Source organism: Bacillus paralicheniformis (assembly GCF_002993925.1).
Taxonomy (GTDB): Bacteria; Bacillota; Bacilli; order Bacillales; family Bacillaceae; genus Bacillus; species Bacillus paralicheniformis.
In genome coordinates, this window is the sequence record NZ_CP023665.1 from 1,208,531 (window position 1) to 1,227,973 (window position 19,443).

General features: G+C 42.1%; 17 protein-coding genes and 1 pseudogene. 10 read left to right on the forward strand and 8 right to left on the reverse strand.

All coding sequences use genetic code 11. The annotated features are described in order from the left end of the window. Nucleotide 1: 1 nt before the first annotated feature. The 4 genes and pseudogenes from CP943_RS06160 to CP943_RS06170 all read right to left on the reverse strand — a co-directional run bounded on the left by CP943_RS06160 (nt 2) and on the right by CP943_RS06170 (nt 3,650). Nucleotides 2-553, reverse strand: coding sequence for a biotin transporter BioY (locus tag CP943_RS06160; protein WP_101560673.1), 552 nt, complete (start codon nt 551-553; stop codon nt 2-4). A 147-nt stretch (nt 554-700) separates the two neighbouring features. Further along, on the reverse strand, nt 701-1,207 hold the full coding sequence (locus CP943_RS22965; protein ID WP_370510583.1) for a methyl-accepting chemotaxis protein: 507 nt from the start codon (nt 1,205-1,207) through the stop codon (nt 701-703). A 300-nt stretch (nt 1,208-1,507) separates the two neighbouring features. Further along, nucleotides 1,508-1,879, reverse strand: a pseudogene (locus tag CP943_RS22970) (protoglobin family protein); the annotation flags it as partial. A gap of 220 nt (nt 1,880-2,099) precedes the next feature. Continuing rightward, on the reverse strand, nt 2,100-3,650 hold the full coding sequence (locus CP943_RS06170; RefSeq protein WP_043054265.1) for an FAD-dependent oxidoreductase: 1,551 nt from the start codon (nt 3,648-3,650) through the stop codon (nt 2,100-2,102). Between the two features lie 120 nt (nt 3,651-3,770). Between CP943_RS06170 and CP943_RS06175 the strand changes: the two genes are divergently transcribed. Then, nucleotides 3,771-4,628: an SDR family oxidoreductase gene (locus CP943_RS06175; RefSeq protein ID WP_020450827.1), complete on the forward strand. Its 858-nt coding sequence runs from the start codon at nt 3,771-3,773 to the stop codon at nt 4,626-4,628. A 68-nt stretch (nt 4,629-4,696) separates the two neighbouring features. Here CP943_RS06175 and CP943_RS06180 read toward each other — a convergent pair whose 3' ends face one another. Next, entirely contained in the window at nt 4,697-4,930 is a 234-nt protein-coding gene (locus CP943_RS06180) for an IDEAL domain-containing protein (protein ID WP_020450828.1), read from the reverse strand. Nucleotides 4,931-5,202: 272 nt separating this feature from the next. Between CP943_RS06180 and CP943_RS06185 the strand changes: the two genes are divergently transcribed. Continuing rightward, the gene (locus tag CP943_RS06185) at nt 5,203-5,781 is read left to right on the forward strand and encodes a competence protein ComK (RefSeq protein ID WP_096747985.1); all 579 of its coding nucleotides are present in this window, start codon (nt 5,203-5,205) and stop codon (nt 5,779-5,781) included. Here the strand turns inward: CP943_RS06185 and CP943_RS06190 are convergent. Further along, nucleotides 5,775-6,140: a YhjD family protein gene (locus CP943_RS06190; RefSeq protein ID WP_105980857.1), complete on the reverse strand. Its 366-nt coding sequence runs from the start codon at nt 6,138-6,140 to the stop codon at nt 5,775-5,777. The two genes, CP943_RS06185 and CP943_RS06190, sit on opposite strands and share 7 nt — an antisense overlap. Before the next feature lie 207 nt (nt 6,141-6,347). Here CP943_RS06190 and CP943_RS06195 point away from each other — a divergent pair, with 207 nt between their 5' ends. Both CP943_RS06195 and lepB read left to right on the forward strand, forming a co-directional pair. After that, a complete protein-coding gene (locus tag CP943_RS06195; RefSeq protein ID WP_020450831.1) occupies nt 6,348-6,959 on the forward strand; it encodes a TVP38/TMEM64 family protein in 612 nt (203 codons plus the stop codon). Between the two features lie 12 nt (nt 6,960-6,971). Beyond that, nucleotides 6,972-7,490, forward strand: coding sequence for a signal peptidase I (lepB, locus tag CP943_RS06200; protein ID WP_020450832.1), 519 nt, complete (start codon nt 6,972-6,974; stop codon nt 7,488-7,490). A gap of 128 nt (nt 7,491-7,618) precedes the next feature. On the opposite strand, the gene CP943_RS06210 is transcribed toward lepB, so the two are convergent. Then, nucleotides 7,619-9,394 (reverse strand): S8 family peptidase, encoded by a 1,776-nt coding sequence (locus CP943_RS06210; protein ID WP_105980858.1) that lies wholly within the window; start codon nt 9,392-9,394, stop codon nt 7,619-7,621. Nucleotides 9,395-9,818: 424 nt separating this feature from the next. Between CP943_RS06210 and CP943_RS06215 the strand changes: the two genes are divergently transcribed. Then, entirely contained in the window at nt 9,819-11,060 is a 1,242-nt protein-coding gene (locus tag CP943_RS06215; RefSeq protein ID WP_020450834.1) for an MFS transporter, read from the forward strand. A 40-nt stretch (nt 11,061-11,100) separates the two neighbouring features. Here CP943_RS06215 and CP943_RS06220 read toward each other — a convergent pair whose 3' ends face one another. Beyond that, on the reverse strand, nt 11,101-12,714 hold the full coding sequence (locus CP943_RS06220) for a PucR family transcriptional regulator (RefSeq protein ID WP_020450835.1): 1,614 nt from the start codon (nt 12,712-12,714) through the stop codon (nt 11,101-11,103). 602 nt (nt 12,715-13,316) lie between these two features. On the opposite strand from CP943_RS06220, the gene allB reads away from it, so the two are divergent. The 5 genes from allB (at nt 13,317) to allD (CP943_RS06245) (ending at nt 19,441) form a co-directional block, all read left to right on the forward strand. Beyond that, nucleotides 13,317-14,681, forward strand: coding sequence for an allantoinase AllB (gene allB / locus CP943_RS06225; RefSeq protein ID WP_105980859.1), 1,365 nt, complete (start codon nt 13,317-13,319; stop codon nt 14,679-14,681). Nucleotides 14,682-15,279: 598 nt separating this feature from the next. Continuing rightward, nucleotides 15,280-16,509: an allantoate deiminase gene (gene allC, locus CP943_RS06230; RefSeq protein ID WP_020450840.1), complete on the forward strand. Its 1,230-nt coding sequence runs from the start codon at nt 15,280-15,282 to the stop codon at nt 16,507-16,509. Nucleotides 16,510-16,532: 23 nt separating this feature from the next. Beyond that, nucleotides 16,533-17,321 carry a (S)-ureidoglycine aminohydrolase gene (allE, locus tag CP943_RS06235; RefSeq protein ID WP_020450841.1) on the forward strand — a complete coding sequence of 263 codons (789 nt, stop codon included), beginning with the start codon at nt 16,533-16,535 and terminating at the stop codon, nt 17,319-17,321. A gap of 15 nt (nt 17,322-17,336) precedes the next feature. After that, complete coding sequence (gene allD, locus CP943_RS06240; RefSeq protein ID WP_105980860.1) at nt 17,337-18,365, forward strand: ureidoglycolate dehydrogenase; 1,029 nt, start codon at nt 17,337-17,339, stop codon at nt 18,363-18,365. Between the two features lie 26 nt (nt 18,366-18,391). Further along, the gene (gene allD / locus CP943_RS06245) at nt 18,392-19,441 is read left to right on the forward strand and encodes an ureidoglycolate dehydrogenase (protein WP_020450843.1); all 1,050 of its coding nucleotides are present in this window, start codon (nt 18,392-18,394) and stop codon (nt 19,439-19,441) included. Nucleotides 19,442-19,443: the final 2 nt, after the last annotated feature.

A 19,443-nucleotide genomic window follows, 5' to 3' on the forward strand; every position in this document is an offset into this window, starting at 1 on the left:
CCTAAGCTGCATTCCTGCTTACGTCGTTTTTGAGCGCTTTTCTCAATCTTAGCACGAGAAAGGCGGCTGCGGCGGATTTTAGCAGGTCTCCGGGTACATACACCAAGCAGAGCTTCATCGCTTCGGTGAGAGGAATTTGCATCAGAAACGCCTGGACAGGGACGCCTGCCGTGTATAACAGCAATACGCCGAATAAGAGATGAATGAAAAAGAGGTTTCGAACATGTAAAACTTTAAGTTTGCCGACGGCCCATGAGATGCAAAAAGCTGCGACAGGGTAGGCGAGCAAGTAGCCGGCGCTTGGTCCCATGAAGACGCCGATTCCACCCCTTCCTCCTGATAGGAGAGGCAGCCCGCTTGCGACTAGCAGCAAAAAGACGGTAAGACTGAGTGCCGCGTTCCGCGGTTTGTTGACTCCGCCGGCGAGCATGACGCCAAGCGTTTGAAACGTAATCGGTACGGGCGTGAACGGCAGGGAGATCGGCGGGAAAAAGCCGAGCACTGCCATGATGGCTGTGCTAAGCGAGATAAATGTCATATCTTTGACTTGCATAGTAGACTCGATTCCTTTCAAATAACGTAATAGAATCAAAGTATCACTTGAAGCTCTATAATGTCAACTTTGTTTTTGTTTAGGTTTACAAAAAGGAGATCGAAAGAAAAAACACAGGCCATGAGTTGACCTGTGTACAGGAATGATTTATTTTTTTGTCAGCTCTACGAGAGAATCGACTGAAACCGCGACTTGTGACACGGCGGCATTCACATCTTGAAGGCCGCTTAAAAATGCCTGCAGATCGCCTTCGATTCGGCCGCTTTGCTCTTTGCTCGTTTTCATATTGGAGACGATATCATCGAATAGATGATTGATCTCCGACATCTTGTCTTTGCTTTCGTTCACGAGCTGGTTTACATCTGTAATATGCTTCGTGACGATCGAGATTTGCGCGTTTGTGTTATTGACGAGCTCAGATACGGTGGAGACGGTTTTTTTCGTATCATCGGACAGCTTTCTGACTTCGTTTGCGACGACTGCGAACCCTTTGCCGTGCTCCCCCGCTCTTGCAGATTCGATCGAGGCGTTGAGCGAAAGCAAATTCGTCTGCTCGGCAATGCCTGTTACGATTCCGAAAATCTTTTCGATCTGCAGCGCGATTTCTTCCAGCTTTTTAATTTCCTGCTCGATTTGCGTCATGCTGCTTCCCATTTGATTCAGCTGGTGTTCCTGCTCCTCAAGCTCCTTTTTTCCGCCGATCGATTTTTGTTCGACAGAAACAGCTGTCTTCGTTCCGGCTCTTGACGTTTCGGCGATTTCGGACGATTTGTCGACCAATTCCTGTACAGCGCCCGTTGTTTCGGCAAATAAAGCGGCCAAAGAACCGGAAGTATCTTTGATTTGCCGGTGAAGGTCATTTTTGCTCTCTTCATCAAGTCTGCGGAGCCTTGCATGCTCGTCTTCAAAGGCCTCGAGGACGATCTGCTGTTCGATGTTGAGAATTTTGGTGACGGCTTTGACTGACCGCCTGTATTCCTCATCGGATAATGCGTTTTCAAAGATTGACAGCATGGAAAGAAGGAGATCTTGAAATGCCCCCAGATACCACTTTGGCAAGAGCCCAATCCGAAGATGAACGTGGGCGATCCGGATCCTTTTTTCTAAAAAGGCTTCGTCGATGACACCTGAAAACATTTCCTGGATGTGGATCGTCAATGTCTTTTTGAGACGGTCAACTGAGCTGTGGTCATGGATGATCTCCATCAAAGAGTTTTCATGCTCAAGGTTTTGGTAAAACCGGGTGACGATGGTTTCGATATGTTCAGTGACTAAAGGCTTCAGCCTGCTCAGCACCCAAAGATCATCATCCGTCAAATCGACCATTGCCAGCTGTTTTTTAAATTCTGCGTGCTGATTGAGCCTGATTCTTTTTGTTTGGTCAGGACCTTCTTCAGCAAAGAATGATCGTTCTGTCTTTCTATCCTTTTTGAATAACACGATCGTATCCCCCTGTAATCGTTAATGATAAAACTGCCGTTTTTATGAAATTTCCAGCATTTATCTTTTTATCGGCAATTTTTCATTACTTTTTAACTTGTACACCTCAGCTTTCCGGATCTTTCAAAGGTTCTACGGCAGGACCCTCGATGACATCGCCGTCGACCGAAAACCTTGAGCCGTGGCACGGACAGTCCCACGTCTTTTCTCCGTCGTTCCACTCGACTTCGCAGCCCATATGGGTGCATGTTGTGTCAACCAGATGAAGCTCGCCTTTTTCATCGCGATAAGCACCCGCACGTTTCCCGGCATGTGATACGACCGCACCTTCTCCGTTGACAAGGTCTTCCGGCTTCCTGATCGGCTGTTCGAGTTTTCCTTCGGCAAAGTGTTTTGCAACATCCGCGTTATAGGAAATGACTTTTTTGATGCTTGGATCCGGGTGGAAACGGGCCGGTTGAAAGACGGCTTGATAAGGATTGTCTTCGCCTGCGATATGGTCTGTCATCAACTGCGCGGCGAGGGTGCTTGTTGTCATGCCCCATTTCCGAAAGCCGGTGGCGACGAGAATGCGCTTTTCTTTCGGATAGATCGGCCCGATATACGGAATTTTGTCAAGCGTGATTAAATCTTGCGCTGACCAGCGGTAAGGGATCGATTCAATGCCGAACACGCCTTCTGCAAATGATTCAAGCGCCTGATAATGCTTGATTGTATCCTCTCCCTGGCCGGTTTTGTGGCTTTCACCGCCGACAAGAACCATTTCTTCTCCGTCAATCGTCACCGAACGGAGCGAGCGTGAAGGCTGATCTATACTTAAATACATGCCGCCTGGATACGGCGTTTTCGGCTTGACGGCGAGCACGTATGACCGGCTCGGCTCAAGCCTTGCAAAATAGAAGCCTTTTTTATCATGAAACGGAAAGTGCGTGCAGCACGCGACATAATCGCTGAAGATTTGATGCCCGTTTCTTGTCAGCACTTTTGGCCGGTCGCCTTCTTTGATTTCTTTAGCCGCCGTGTTTTCGTAAATTTTTCCGCCGGCTTCCAGGACGGCCTCTGCAAGGTGTTTCAAATAGTGGAGCGGATGAAACTGGGCCTGGTTTTTCATAACAAGTCCTGCTTTCATATCGATTGGAACGGGGAGATCTTTGATGAATTCCCTGTCAATCCCGAGCTTTTGATATGCCTCATATTCCTTTCTGATTTTTTGTACCGATTGTTCTTCAGTTGTGTAAATGCATGCGTCCTGTTCTTCAAAATCGCACGGAATCTTTTGCTCAAGCACGAGGTTTTTGATAAAGGACAGCGCCTTGAGGTTTGCTTCATAATACAGTCTCGCATTTGGCATTCCGATGTGCCCGATCAGCTCATCATAGATCAGATCATGCTGTGCGGTGATTTTGGCTGTCGTATAGCCGGTTGTTCCGTCGAGTATCCGCCCGGATTCGATCAAGATGACGCTGTAGCCTTTTTTCGTCAGTAAATAAGCAGTCGTCAGTCCGGTCATGCCGCCGCCGATGACGGCGACATCTGTTTTGACATCTTCAGACAGTTCTTCGAACTTAGGAAGATCTGTACTGTTTCTCCAATACGATTCAGGCGAGTCCGGCAGTTTTTGTTCTTGATTGCTCACAAAATTCCCTCCATCATCCATCTGTTTTGTTCTTAAATTTTCCCAATTGAGAAATATTCATGCATGTGAAACGGCTTGTCATAAAAAAGGGGCGTTTTCATAAAATAGTAAGGTTGAATCGATGTGAAGGAGGGAATCGTTTTGAGCAAGCAGCCGAAGAAAGTACTGCCTCCCCAGCACCAAACGCAGCGTCCGGGATTGGAGTATTTGATGGATCCCCGGCCCGTTTTTGACCGGCCGAAACGAGAGCGGAAACTGGCCGGGAAAACCGCGATTATTACGGGAGGAGACAGCGGAATCGGCCGTGCCGTATCCGTTTTGTTTGCGAAGGAAGGCGCGAACATTGTCATTGTCTACTTAAATGAACACCGCGATGCAGAAGAAACAAAGGGGTATGTGGAAAAAGAAGGGGTCGGATGCAAGCTGATCGCAGGAGACATCGGAGACGAGGCTTTTTGCAACGATATTGTGCGCCAGGCAAAGGAAGCATTCCCAACGATCGATATACTCGTCAATAATGCGGCTGAACAGCATCCGCAAAAGGGAATCGAAAAAATTACAAGCCATCAGTTGATCCGAACGTTTCAGACGAATATTTTTTCAATGTTTTATTTGACAAAAGCTGTGCTGCCGCATTTGAAAAAAGGCAGCTCAATCATCAATACCACTTCGATTACGGCTTATGCCGGCAATGAAAGGCTGATCGATTATTCTTCGACGAAAGGAGCGATTACATCATTTACGCGTTCGCTCGCTTTGTCGCTTGTCGATCAGGGCATCCGTGTGAACGGGGTGGCGCCGGGTCCGATTTGGACGCCGCTGATCCCGTCGACGTTTACGGAGAGAGAGGTCGAAATATTCGGTTCAACAACGCCGATGGAACGGCCCGGACAGCCTGCTGAAGTGGCGCCGAGCTATTTGTTTCTAGCCAGCGACGATTCTTCCTACATGACGGGCCAAGTGCTCCATGTCAACGGCGGAACGATTATTAACGGATAAAAAGGCCGGGACTATTTCATAAGCCGGCTTTTTCCGCGTAAAAAAGCCAATCCGGGAGGGATTGGCCGTTATGCGTGCTTTTTCAGCGCTGTATATTCTCTTGAAAGCTCAAGGAAAGATTGCTTATCTCCTTTGTCTAATGCTTCATTAATCTTCTTGTTCAGCGTGTGCAAACGCCGTTTAAAAAGCGATTCATCAAGGACCATTTGAATGTAGATATCCGTGATGGTTACATCAAGTTCTTTCACCTTTTGGGTATTGCGGGACTTCATGAGCTCAGCGTACGACTTTTTCTCTTTCATAAAGATTCCCCCTGATGCCTTTTTTATAGTATATGGATTACACAACAAAAAATCAATAAGTATTTATAATTTTTAGATAATTATTCGAAGATGCGTGTTTATGAGAATAAAAGTTTGTATATTTGGACAAAGAAACACGGATTTAATCGAACAAAACATAAAAATGGCATTTTAAAAACATATTTTCAAATTAATTGGAAAAAATCCTGTCGTTTTGTAAAGGATAATGTTAGATTAATAGTATAAATTTACTAACGATTAGGAGGATCATGATGAGCACAGAGGATATGACAAAAGATACGTATGAAGTAAACAGTTCGACAATGGCTGTCCTGCCTCTGGGAGAGGGGGAGAAACCCGCCTCAAAAATACTCGAGGCTGACAGGACTTTCCGCGTCAATATGAAGCCGTTTCAGATCATCGAAAGAAGCTGCCGCTATTTCGGGTCGAGCTATGCGGGGAGAAAAGCGGGCACATATGAGGTCATTAAAGTTTCCCATAAACCGCCGATCATGGTGGATCACTCAAACAATATTTTTCTTTTTCCCACATTTTCCTCAACTCGTCCTCAGTGCGGGTGGCTTTCCCATGCGCATGTTCACGAGTTTTGCGCGGCAAAGTATGACAACACGTTTGTCACGTTTGTCAACGGGGAAACGCTGGAGCTGCCCGTATCCATCACATCTTTTGAAAACCAGGTTTACCGAACGGCATGGCTGAGAACAAAATTTATCGACCGGATTGAAGGAAACGCCATGCAGAAGAAACAGGAATTTATGCTCTATCCGAAGGAAGACCGGAATCAGCTGATATACGAATTCATCCTCAGGGAGCTGAAAAAGCGCTATTGATCGGGAGCGGCTTTGAATAAATAGTACTCAAGAAGCGCGGATACCTGATTGCGGATGCGGGGATTAAAATAGTTATGCTCTTCTTCGTATCCTTCATATATAAAGGAGTACATCGTAAAGGCTTCGTCCCGTGACACTTCGTGCACCTTGATTTTCCGCCGGCGCAGTTCATTTTTCACGTCGTACAGATCGCGCTGGGCAAGCTTTAACGCCTGTTCGATCAGACGCTGATAGGGGTCTTTCAGCTTGAATGGCCCCTGCTGGATGATTTTCATGTCCCGGTTTAATATGCTGACGGTCATCGGGAGGTAAATCGCCTTTTCAATCATATCCCTGGCTTCAGCGGGAATTCTTGTCATGGCTTTTCTCCTCATTTCTTTTATTGATAAGGAACGTTTGTTCTGTTTTTATTTTACACGAAAGACGGCCTTTTAATCAAGAACGGGAAAAAATGACTAAAATGATCAAGTTGTTTCAGACTAATACAGAAAACACCGAGACGGATGATTTAAAGTTTTTGATTTAAAGTGTAGAATAGAAGTAGACAACCGCCCTGAGGAGAATCAATGTTGGAGCAATTATTCAGCTATTTTACAGAAGAGAATTTAACAGAGTTTTTTCAGAGCTACAGGGCTTTTGGTCCTTTTGTAGCCGTTCTGCTGCCGTTTATTGAAGCGCTGCTCCCGTTTTTACCCCTGCTCGTGTTTGTTGTCGCCAATGTAAATTCGTTCGGTTTATGGCAGGGGTTCTTGTTGACGTGGATCGGGGCATCTTTAGGCTCTATAGCAGTTTTTCTTTTTATCCGCCATTTCGGCCAGCAAAGAGCACTCGGTTTTATCCGCAGGCATCCATCCGTAAAAAAACTGATGATCTGGGTGGAAAAACGGGGCTTCGGTCCGCTGTTTCTCCTGCTTTGCTTTCCATTCACGCCTTCGGCGGCGGTAAATGTTGTGGCAGGACTTTCGAGAGTCAGCCTGCTGCCTTTTTCACTGGCGGTGCTTTGCGGCAAGTTCGTGATGATTTTTATGGTGAGCTTTGTCGGCCATGATCTGAAGGCGCTTTTTACCCAGCCTTTGCGGACAGCTGCCGTGATCATCGTCATGCTGATCTTATGGTACGCCGGAAAACGGGTTGAACATCGTCTGAACGTGAGATTCAGCCAGAGAGAGAAAGACTAGGGGGACACAGAATTGAAAAAGCGTTTTTTGGTCATAGCCGGGGTGCTGCTTGTCATCGTCGTCGGAATTCAGGTCAAAAATGCCGTTTTCATTGAATATAAAGTAGAAGGCGTCAGCATGAATCCGACCTTTCAGGAGGGCAACGAACTTTTGATCAACAGGTTCGCCCACCACTTTAAAACGATCAGCCGATTTGACATCGTGCTGTTTAAAGGACCTGACAAAGATATATTCATTAAAAGGGTGATCGGGCTTCCGGGCGAAACCCTCCGGTATGAAGATGATCAGCTGTATATCAACGAAGAAAAGATCAAAGAGCCTTATCTGGACGATTTAAAGGCCGTCACTGCCGGAGGGGACTTGACAGGGGATTTTACGCTGAAGGAAGTGACCGGAGAGGAAAAGGTGCCTGAAAATGAGTACTTCGTCCTCGGGGACAACCGGATCCACAGCTTTGACAGCCGCCATTTCGGCTTTGTTTCAGACCGGGACATCGTCGGGATTGTGACGGAAAGAATTGATAAAAAGTGATTGGAGAATGCGGCGGAAAGCAAGCGGCCGGCCGAAAGGAATACGATGTCACAATTGTCGTGTCCGAGCAGAACAGCATCAAAAAAGACGTATTTGCAAGAAAAGCCCGGGATTCCGGGCTTTTCTTGCTATTTCAGTTTGATCGCATTGATTCGTTTTTGCAGCTTCGTTTTTTCGGCGGATGCTTTCAGCTTGCTGACCGCTGATTGCGCTGCCGATTTTGTTTTTTTCGTTCTCTTTTGTTCGGCCGTTTTAACTTTGGCTTTCGCCGCTGCCACTTTTTTGTTATAGGCTGACGCGGCTTGCTTTTTCGCGGTGTTCAGCTTTTTTTGCAGATTTGATTTGTCTTTTCCGGCAGGCAGCTCATTAATCGCTTTTTGCGCTTTGCCGAGGTTTGAGTCTGTGGCCGCTTTTTCAGCTTTTGCAACGGCCTGCTTTGCGGTGTTCAAGAGGCTTGAGCGGACCGCGTTGATCCGTTTTTGCAAATTCGTTTTGAAAGTACCGCTGTCGAGTTCATTGACCGCTTTTTGGGCTGCGTCGGCATTGGTTTTCTTTTTTTGCTTCTCTGCGAGTTTTACTTTGCTTTCGGCTGTCTTTTTAAGCTGCTCTTTAACAGCATCGAGCCTCTTTTTCAAAGCGGTTTTATCGGCGTTTGCAGGCAGCGGTTCGATCGCTTTTTGCGCGGTTTGAATGTCCGCTTTTTTCTTTGTCTTTTCCGCTTGTCCGACTGCTTTTTGCGCTTTCTCCAACGGCTGTGTGATCTCTTTGAAGCGGATTAATCCATAGCCGAACAAATGATCACGGCCGGGAGCGCCCAAGTCGCTTGTATAAATCTGCATTTTCTTGCGCAGCTCAGCATTTGAAGCGGTTGGGTACAGCTGTTTCAAAAGAGCAAACATTCCGGTGACGTGCGGCGTTGCCTGTGAAGTGCCGCTTCCAATTGCATAGCCGCGGTCGGAAGATGTACTGATAATCGATGTGCCGGGAGCGGCAAACTCGACGGCGCTGCCGGTGTTGGAAAATGAGGCGATCTGATTTTTTTCGTTGGTGGCCGAGACGGCAATGACGCTGCTGTAGGCGGCCGGGTAATAAACGGATTTTCCGTTTCCGGCATTTCCGCTTGCACCGACTAAAATCATTCCCCGTTTGTATGCTCTATCTACTGCATCGTGGAGAACTTGACTGTCGCCTGAAACGACGAGGCTCATATTGATGATATCGATTCCGTGCTGGATCGACCAATCGATGCCTTGTAAGATGCCTTTCAGATCCCCCGAACCATTCCGGTCCAGCGCTTTTACGGCATACAGCTGCGCGCCGGGCGCGATGCCGTCGATCCCCCGTCCGTTATGCTTCGCTCCGATGATTCCGGCAACATGAGTTCCGTGGCCGTTATCATCACGGTATGAAGCGGTATAGCCGACCATCGATGCACCGCCTGCGATTGACAGCTCTTCATGGGGGGAAATCCCGCTGTCAATAACCGCAATTTTCACCTGTTTCCCTGTCAAACCTTTATTCCAAGCCAGTGCGGCTTGAATCGGCTTGATGTTCCACTGTGAAAACGCGGAGGCGGTTTGCGCTGTGCTGCTGGAGACAGCTTTTAGAACGGTGCTGTCGGCAGCAGCTACCGGGAGGTTGTCTTCGACATACAGGACGTCGGGATCTTGTTCAAGTTCCCGCACTGTTTTGTCGTCCGCAGTAACAGCAGCTGCGGGAATGTGCCGGTAAACGTGTTCTACCGTGTCTGCTTGTTCGATGACGTTTTCTTTTCCGCTGGCATTTTTATATACGACAATGACTTCGTTTTCCTGCTTATTGCTTTCCGCTTGAATGCGGGGTGAATTTGCGGAAAAACCGACGAACATTGCAGCGGACACCGCGATTTTCCATAACTTTCTCATCCGGCTCTCCTCCTTATTTAGCGGCATTCGCTATATATATCGGAGAATTTTTGAATTTTCAAAGAGAAAGAAAGCCGATCTTAAGGGCGCCCGTCGTGCAACTCAGTTCTTGAAATGTTAAGAACGCTGCTATATCAACGTTTGGGGAGCCTTCCTGTTTATTTGGGAAGTGCTTTTTTTAATAAATTGTAGGTTTGTTTAAAAAAAGAGCCATCTTTTTTACCTGATTGCTTTTATAGAAATGAGAGAGCTGGGAAAAATAGGACTAGCTTCTATCGATGAATCTTTCATTGATATTTTTAAGCAGATGCCTTTTGTCTAAAATGTATAATGTTACTTTTGTTTTTGTTGAAAGTGAACAATGTTATTGACTGGCTTATAACCTACAATTTAATTAAATAATAAAAAGGGAGCGTGTCATACCGTGGAAAAAACAAAGAAACATGACCCCGATTATTACAAAAAGATCATTATTGCATTGTGTTTAGGGTGGGTAGCTATTTGGATTTATCGTACAATCCTTACGCCAATATATCCACAGATTCAAGAATCATTAGGACATATTAGTGATACACAAATGGGGTTGGTTGCTTCTATTTATTTCTTTGCCTATACGGGTATGCAAATTCCGTCAGGAGCACTTGTCGATAAATTTGGACAGAAAAAGGTGTTAATTCCTGCATTTATCGTCTTTGCGCTGGCTGCATTTGTAATTGGCACAAGTTCAACTATCATGCAAGTATACATTGGTTCGTTATTGGCTGGTATTTCGACTGGTTCATATTACGGTGCAGCCTTTTCCTTATCAGCCAAACATACGCCAAAAGATAAAAAAAGCTTTTCCAATGCGATAATAAATAGCGGATCAGCATTAGGAATGGTAATTGGACTAATCGGATCATCGGTTTTAGTAGGCGGTTTTGAAATTCAATGGAATTATATGCTTTTTATAACAGCTATCGTTATCGTAGCTGTAACATTTGTGTTTGTGTTGTTTATTAAACAAGATAAAACATCAGACAAGGAAGTGGCTGAAGAGAAGAAAGACGCCGTACAAAGCACAGAGATTCTAAATGAAAGCTTATTTTCTCCAAGACAATTAGTTGTATATTTTGTGTATTTTGCAACATGCTATGGCTATTATATGATTGTCACTTGGCTGCCATCCTTCCTTGTAGCAGAAAAAGGATTTGCTCAAGGCTCAGTAGGATATGTAGCTGCACTAGTTGCAGTCACTGCAGTGCCTGGTGCTTTGATATTTACTAAATACATAGACAAACATGCACATTTGCGTCTGCGTTTAATTTTATTTCTATTAATTGCTGCGGCAATCACAATTAGTTTGACAGTATTTGCACCAAATCCTGCAGTGCTGTATATTGCATTAATTTTATATGGCTTATTAGGTAAACTTGCGATTGATCCAGTTTTAATAACCTATGTATCTGATTCCGTATCAGGAGATAGAGTGGCCAGAGCATTAACTCTCTTTAACTTCTTTGGAATGAGCTCATCTGTTATTGCACCAACACTTACTGGTTATATTGGTGATGTAACCGGCTCGCAAGTATTAGCATTCTATATTGCAACCATCCTTCTCGCAGCAGCAGCGTTGCTATTTTTCCTTGTGGTTATGTTAAGACAGAATAAAACAGTAGCTAACTAAATAAATAGAAAAGAAAACTTCCGGTGGTTCTACTTTTGATTTACAACGATATTTTCTCTGAAGCAAATAATGCTAATCGAATGCTCAGGGATGTATCAGGAGATTCTACAGATTGACCTAATATTTCTTCGCATTTTTTAATACGATATTTCACAGTATTACGGTGAATGAAAATATCCTCTGAGGTCTTTGTAAGATCACATTGGTTTGCCATATAGACATTTAACGTAAACCTTAGTTCTTTTTCCTTCGTTGTTTGGGGATAAGCTAATGGACCGAGTGTATAAATGATAAATGGTTTTAATTTATTCGTTGGAATGAGTTGTAATAATTCTTCTACGCTTTTAGATTTATAGGGCTCTACAAATTCTATTTCGCCTTGTTCATATTTATTATCATAAGCCTCATTCGCTTCGAAAAAAGACAGTGGTAATTGTGAAAGCTCGGAGACCTCATTACCAATGCCAAATGAAAGGGAGCTATTAAAAAATAGCTGATACTCTTTTTGGATATATCTGCAGTATTCCAAATAATAATGATGTCTTCTTTGTAAAAGTATCGTAAATCTGCGTTCACCCTGAGACATATATATACTAATGGAAGGGTCAATCCCAGTAAACTTATGCGTTAACCACTCAAAAGTCATCTGATATCGCTCATTTAAGTAGGCGCTATTTTCTACATTCTTTTCTTTGTCTATCCCGCAAATCATCACTTGGTAGAATTTAGAGGGTTGAATGTGATATTTTTTTAAAAGGTCGGTGTGTTGTGTTAGTGATACAAGGTTATCAGGATGTTCGGACATCAGAGATGTAAAAAAATGGTTCGTATCCTGCTGCTCTGCTTCTTTGATTTTACTATTTTTGTAAATTGCGAGACTAAGTGTGTTAACTGCTTGTTCTATTGTTAATAAACTAAACGGATAGTTGAGCAAATTAACATTTGAAATCATTAGATAATACGGAAAATATTTAAATGCAGGAACCTTAAATATAGCATATTCTTCCTGGAAAACACCATTGTGATTTGGTTCGATTTGCTCTGAATTTAAATATCTTCGGAAATAATTGAGGTTTTTTTGAACATGTTCTGAGTGTTGATGAAAGTGATGACTCGCTGACTCAACTTGATGAAAAGAATTTAGCAGCATGACAGGAACCTTTATAAGTCTACTTAAACGTTCAATCATCATGTTCAGGCTTAACCCTTGCATAAGCATAGCATTTAACTCTTGTTGGATATCTAATGCGAAGTGTAATTTTTCTGTTTCTTCATCCAGGATAAATGACGATATATGATGAGTAATGGATCCTAAATTCCAACTTTCCGGAATTTCAATAATTGGGAATTTTAATTTGTTTGCAAATGCAATAACCTCATCATCTAATTTTTTTAAAAATCGGGATAGCTTGATACCTAGACCAGCAACTTGTATATCATTTAACTCACTAATAAGACTGATTAGTCCGGATTGATCATCCTGATAGCTCATTCCTGTTGTGACGATAAGTGAGTGCGGCGTTGTAAAATTTTTAATATCAGGCGTTTCTGTAATATCAACCATTTCTACCACTCGTTCCAAATCGCCCTGCTCATTTAGCAATGTTAAATCTGAAAATTGTAGTACAGATAATATTTCTTTTAATGTTGTCATAAAGGCTGCCTCCTTATCTTTGTTAGAAAAAGATAAAATAAAAATGAAATATGTCAGATGTTACAAGGATAACTTTTCAATCTGATCGTACACTGTTTTTGAAGGTAATTATACGTATAATCCTTTAGTTAAAAATATTAAAGGAGAATCATTAATGCTTGAACATGATTCTTCGTTTTTTGAAAAGTGTGATTATAACAAAGATATCATGCCGAAGATCACTTGAACAAAGAATTTCATCCTCATTTACTTTTTTTAACGTTGGGGGTGGGACTAGTGCATAATATTCCGGATTATATAGCTGTTGGTGATGTTTTACATCACCATTTCAAGCAACGATATCACTTGTCGGATAGCCTTATGACTTGTTGCAAACGGATACACAGGTTCAAAATATGGCGTCCCGTTTTCATTGATAGTGGGGCGGGGTTGCCATTTATTATTCTTGATCATTAACTTTGCTATCGGTGAAACATTAAATAAGTGCTATCTTAAATTTAATGATTTGCATTTTTGGTGGTTTGGCTACCCGGGGGATTAATGCTGGCGGTTGCGAAAGGCAGTATTTTATATCCAACCATTAAAAGAGGAGGATGATTTTAATGAATTTTGATTCAATTATCAAAAATGGATTAGTCATTCTGGAAAATGGTGAACAAGAAGTCGAAGTAGGGATTAAAGATGGCAAAATCGCAGCAATCGGTCAGGATTTGGGTACAAGTGCAAAAATTATCGATGCAAAAGGATCGATTGTATCTCCGGGTATGGTTGATGCACATGTTCATATCACAGAGCCGGGCGGCGGCTATCGTGATGAATGGGAAGGCTATGACACAGGAACACGTGCCTCTGCAAAAGGCGGTGTCACAACGATCATCGAAATGCCATTAAATCAAGTGCCAGCAACGGTAGATGAGGAATCTATTCAAGAAAAATTTAAAGCTGGAAAAGGAAAATTATCTGTAGACGTTGCGAGTTACGGAGGTTTAGTACCATTTAACTTGGATGGGGGTATTCAAGAGTTAGATAACAATGGTGTTGTTGCATATAAATGTTTTTTAGCAACATGTGGTGACCGTTCTATAGAAGGAGATTTCATGAATGTAGACGACTATTCCCTCTACGAAGGTATGAAACAAATTGCGAAGACAGGCAAAATATTATCTGTACACGCTGAAAATGCTGCAATTACGGACAAGTTAGGGGAAATAGCATCTAAAAATGGTGAAACCTCATTACGTGCTTATGTAGATTCTCGACCCGTATTTACTGAAGTAGAACCGATTAGAAAAATAATTCTATTTGCGAAAGAAACGGGATGTCGTGTACACATCGTTCATATAGCTTGTGAAGAGGGCGTAGATGAAATTGTCAAAGCACAACAGGAAGGGGTCGATATTACATGCGAAACATGTACACACTATTTATATTTCTATAAAGAAGAACTGGATAATATCGGACCAGTTGTAAAATGTTCTCCGCCAATCCGTGAACAATCACGCTTAGAAGGCATGTGGAATCGGGTATTAAACGGAGATATTTCATTCGTAACATCAGACCATTCACCATGTACCCCAGACTTAAAAGCTACGGATAATGCATTTGAAGCTTGGGGGGGTATCGCAGGTGTACAAAATAATGTTGACGTATTATTTGATGAGGGTGTGCAAAAACGTAATATGTCATTATCCAAATTTGCAGACATTATTGCTACAAACCCTGCGAAACGTTTTAATCTATCATCAAAAGGCAGTATTGCAGTAGGGAAAGATGCGGATTTCGTATTTATTAAGAAAGATGCACCTTATGAATTAAAGGCTGAGGACTTAGCATATCGACACAAAATTAGTCCATATATTGGCCGCAAAATTGGTGCTCAGGTAGTGAAAACAATCCTTCGCGGTGTCGAAATCTATGATAAAGAAAAAGGGATTTTAAATGAAAAAGTAGGAAGATTTATTCCTTGAGTGACGGACTAGCTATCCCGTCAGGAATTTGAGGCATAGGAAGGTGTGAAGGCGACCTGAGATTGTGTTACACTCGCAAATTCAGTGTGTCATCAGCATTTCTTATGGCAGCTAATACAGCTGAAGTGAGCATGGCAAAGTTGACTTCATCACAATCTTTCGCTATTACAGCAACAGTTGTTAATCAATATGTATCCTGACTCTTGGCATATCATTTATGATGTAATGAAACAGATAAATGACCCTATAAATCAATGTTTTTTATTGATTTATAGGGTCATTTTTTTATTTGCACCTTATTTATTTGATTGGCAAAAGAGAAGTTTCGCTCTTTTGAAGCGAGCGATCTGTGATTTTCTTTAGGAGACATTCAATGCAAATTTAATTTGTTATAAAGCGTATTTTTTTATGTAATCGAAAGCCAACAGTTTCTTTTTATATCTGGCATTAGCCCATTATTTAGATACCGTAAATTGATTAAAAGGTGTCTTTGTTAAAAGTGCATAAAATGTTTTTCCATTATTGTTGGTTATGTCAATGAATGGTTGTAAATAGGGTTCTATGATGAAAGTAAATAAAAGAGAGGGGGAGAAAAAGAATGGATATTCAATCAACCTTTGAAACGTTGGATAAGAAATTCACAAGATTTGGCGGTTTAGAAAAAGGGGGAATTACGCGGCTGTTATACTCTCCTGAATGGATTGATGCAGTTCGCGAACTGGAAGCAACATTCAAGGAAGAAGGTTTAGAAGTAAGCTTTGATGATGTTGGGAACTTATCTGGTCGTCTTGTTGGAAGTAAATATTCTGAAGAAACTATTTTAACAGGATCACATATCGACACAGTTGTTGAAGGCGGTCATCTAGATGGACAATTCGGTATCTTATCTGCACTGGTTGCTGTGAAATATTTAAAAGAAAAATATGGTCAACCATTACGAACAATAGAAGTATTATCGCTCGCAGAAGAAGAAGGAAGCCGATTTCCATATACATTTTGGGGAAGTAAAAACTTTTTTAACCTAGCCAAAAAAGAGGATGTTGACACAATAGAAGATGCTGAAGGAATTAAATTCGAAGATGCTATGCACGAATCGGGTTTTGATTACCGTAAAACAGATGATGTTCGTGACGATATTAAAGCATTTATTGAAGTACATATTGAACAAGGGAAAGTATTAGAGACGGAAAATAAAGCGATTGGTGTTGTAACTGGGATTGTCGGTCAAAAACGTTACTCAGTTAACTTGAAAGGTGAAGCAAACCATGCTGGCACAACACCGATGTCATTACGAAGAGATACAGTTGTTGCATATAGTGAGATTGTAACAGACTTAACGAAACGAGCTAGAGAAATTGGAGAGCCTCTTGTATTAACGTTTGGACATGTCACTCCTGTTCCAAACACGGTAAATGTCGTCCCTGGAGAAATTACCTTTTCGATAGACTGTCGTCATATTGATCAACAACTATTAAATGATTTTGCGAGAGAAATTGAAGATAAAGTTAAAGCGGTGGCAGAAGCAAACAGCATGGCTTATGACATTAATTTATGGATGGATGAAGCACCGTCATTGATGGATAAAGAAATCATTCAAATAATTGAACAAGCAGCTAAGGATAATGTGGGGGACAGCTATAAATTGATGCCATCTGGTGCAGGTCATGATGCACAAATTTTTGCGGATTTTGTCCCTACAGCAATGTTGTTTGTACCTTCTATTGGCGGAATCAGCCACAATACCAATGAAGAAACGAAGATAGAAGACCTTGTGAAGGGGATTGAAGTATTGAAAGATGTATTGTTTGAACTAGCTTATAAGGAATAATAATGAAAAGGAGCCAGATACTCATGAGTTACTTAAATCATAATCAAGGATACAGAGAAGGTTTATTAGAAACACGTTCAGTAATAAAAAAGGATAATTATGCGGTAATTACACCCGATGGCTTGGTTAATAATGTTGTACCTGGCTTTGAAGATTGTGATGTAACCATTTTAGGATCCCCGCGTTTAGGTGCAAGGTTTGTAGATTATTTGGTAACAGTTAAAAACAAGGGCGGAAACAAAACCGGTTTTGCCGGTGATGGTATCCAATCATTTGTGTACGTTGAATATGGTAAAATCAACGCTTTTGCGGATGGTAAAAAATACGAATTGGCAAAAGGCGGATTCTTATATGTACCTCCACACTTACAATTGACGTTTGATAATCATAATAATGGTGAGGACAGCCGTTTGTTTTTATACAAAAAGCGTTATCAGCCGCTTAAAGGACATACGCCAGAAATTGTTACAGGTAATGTGAATAACATCAAACAAGAACCCTATGAAGGGATGAAAGAAGTATTAATTCAAGATTTACTGCCAAAAGAAATCGCATATGACATGAACATTCATATTCTTTCATTTAAGCCGGGTGCTTCGCATGGTTACATTGAAACGCACGTTCAAGAACATGGTGCTTATATATTAAGTGGACGAGGTGTTTACAACTTAGACAACGAGTGGATGCCAGTTGACAAAGGTGACTATATTTTTATGGGAGCTTATACGCCGCAAGCAACCTATGCAATTGGTTTAGATGAACCATTCTCGTATATTTATTCAAAGGATGCGAATAGAGATATTAATCTATAAAGAGGGGCAATTTTAATGAGTGAACCATTAGTGTATGTAGAAAGTAATCGTCTCCGGCAGCTAATGAAAGATAAATTAGTGAAAGCAGGCTTACCTGAAGAACATGCGGATAAAACAGCTGACTTACTCATCTTTGCAGATGAACGAGGTGTTCACTCACATGGTGCAGTGAGAATGCAATACTACTCCGAACGTACATTAAAGGGTGGATATAACCTGAACCCCGACTTATGCTTCGTAAAAACGGGTCCAGCATCAGGGATTTACCATGGAGATAATGCGTTAGGACATTATGTGAGTTATCAAGCAATGAAAAAGGCAATCGAATTAGCAAAAACATCAGGTATCGGTGTTGTCGGTGTAAAAGAAATGGGACACAGTGGTGCGATTGGTTATTATGCACGTCAAGCAGCATTAGAAGGTATGGTGGCATTAACAGTATGTCAATCTGATCCCATGGTTGTGCCATTTGGCGGTACCGAACCGTACTTTGGCACCAACCCAATTGCTTTTAGTGCGCCTCGAAAAGATGGCAGTCCAATACTGTTTGATATGGCAACAACGGTACAAGCCTGGGGGAAAATCTTAGATGCAAGAAGTAAAAACAAATCTATTCCAGACTCATGGGCAGTTGATAAAAATGGAGCACCAACAACAGACCCGTTTAAGGTAAATGCATTATTACCAATGGCTGGGCCTAAAGGATACGGGTTAATGATGATGGTGGATATTTTATCGGGGAGTTTACTCGGCTTGCCATTTGGCAAGCATGTCACTTCCATGTATAAAGATTTATCAGAGTACCGTCGCTTAGGGCAGCTTCATCTCGTGATCAATCCTGAATACTTTGGCGGGAAGGAGCAATTCCTGGAAAAAATATCTCAAATGGTTGAAGAATTACATGATAACCCGCCTGCTGAAGGATTTGACAAAGTGTATTATCCCGGTGAAATTCAAATAGATGTGATGAAACAGTATAAAAAAACAGGTATCCCAGTTACAAAGGAAATTTTAGATTATTTAGAGTCAGACAACATTTACTAATCATGTAATGGAAGGGGGAGAATCAGATGCGAGTATCTAAACAGGAGCTGTTTCATTTAATCAAACAGAAGCTAATCAAAGCTGGATTAAATGAAGGAGCCGCACACGATGTTTCAGATGTATTGACATTCGCCGATCATAGAGGGATCCATTCCCATGGAGCAGTACGTGTGGAATACTATGCCGAACGAATCGCAAAAGGCGGTATTACAGCAAACCCAAACTACACATTTGAACAAACAGGACCTGCATCCGCTGTCTTTAGCGGAGATAATGGTCCAGGTCACCAAGCAGCAAAACAAGCGATGGAAAAAGCAATCGAAATGGCAAAAAATTCAGGTGTGGCTGTTGTAGGCATGAAGAATATTTCGCATAGTGGTGCATTGGGTTACTTTGTTGAAATGGCAGCAGAACAGGACATGGTTGCTTTAAGTATGTGCCAATCAGATCCAATGGTCGTACCGTTTGGAGGAACAGAACCATACTTTGGCACCAATCCGATTGCTTATAGTGTACCATCGGCTGATGAACGCATAATCACATTTGATATGGCGACAACTGTTCAGGCATGGGGAAAAGTATTGGATGCCAGAAGTAAAAATGAATCGATCCCGGAAACATGGGCAGTAGATGCAGCCGGTGCACCAACAACGAATGCAAGAGATGTTCATGCACTTGTGCCAATTGCTGGTCCAAAAGGTTATGGATTGATGATGATGGTGGATATTTTATCGGGCAGTCTTCTTGGAGTACCTCATGGCGTACATGTATCCTCCATGTATCAAGATCTGACAAAAGGCCGCGATTTAGGGCAAATTCATATTGTTATCAATCCCGCATACTTCACAGATTTAACTGCTTTTAAACAACAGATTTCGACGATGCTCGATGAATTAAAAGCACAACCGGCAGCTGAAGGCTATGGAGAAATTTATTATCCGGGTGAGCGCGGTAAATTAAGAAGTGCCAAATATGATAAAGAAGGAATTGAAATTGTAGACGATATTTATAACTACCTCGTTTCAGGCGATGTTCATTACAATCGCTATCATGGAAAGAATAGATTTGCAGAATAACA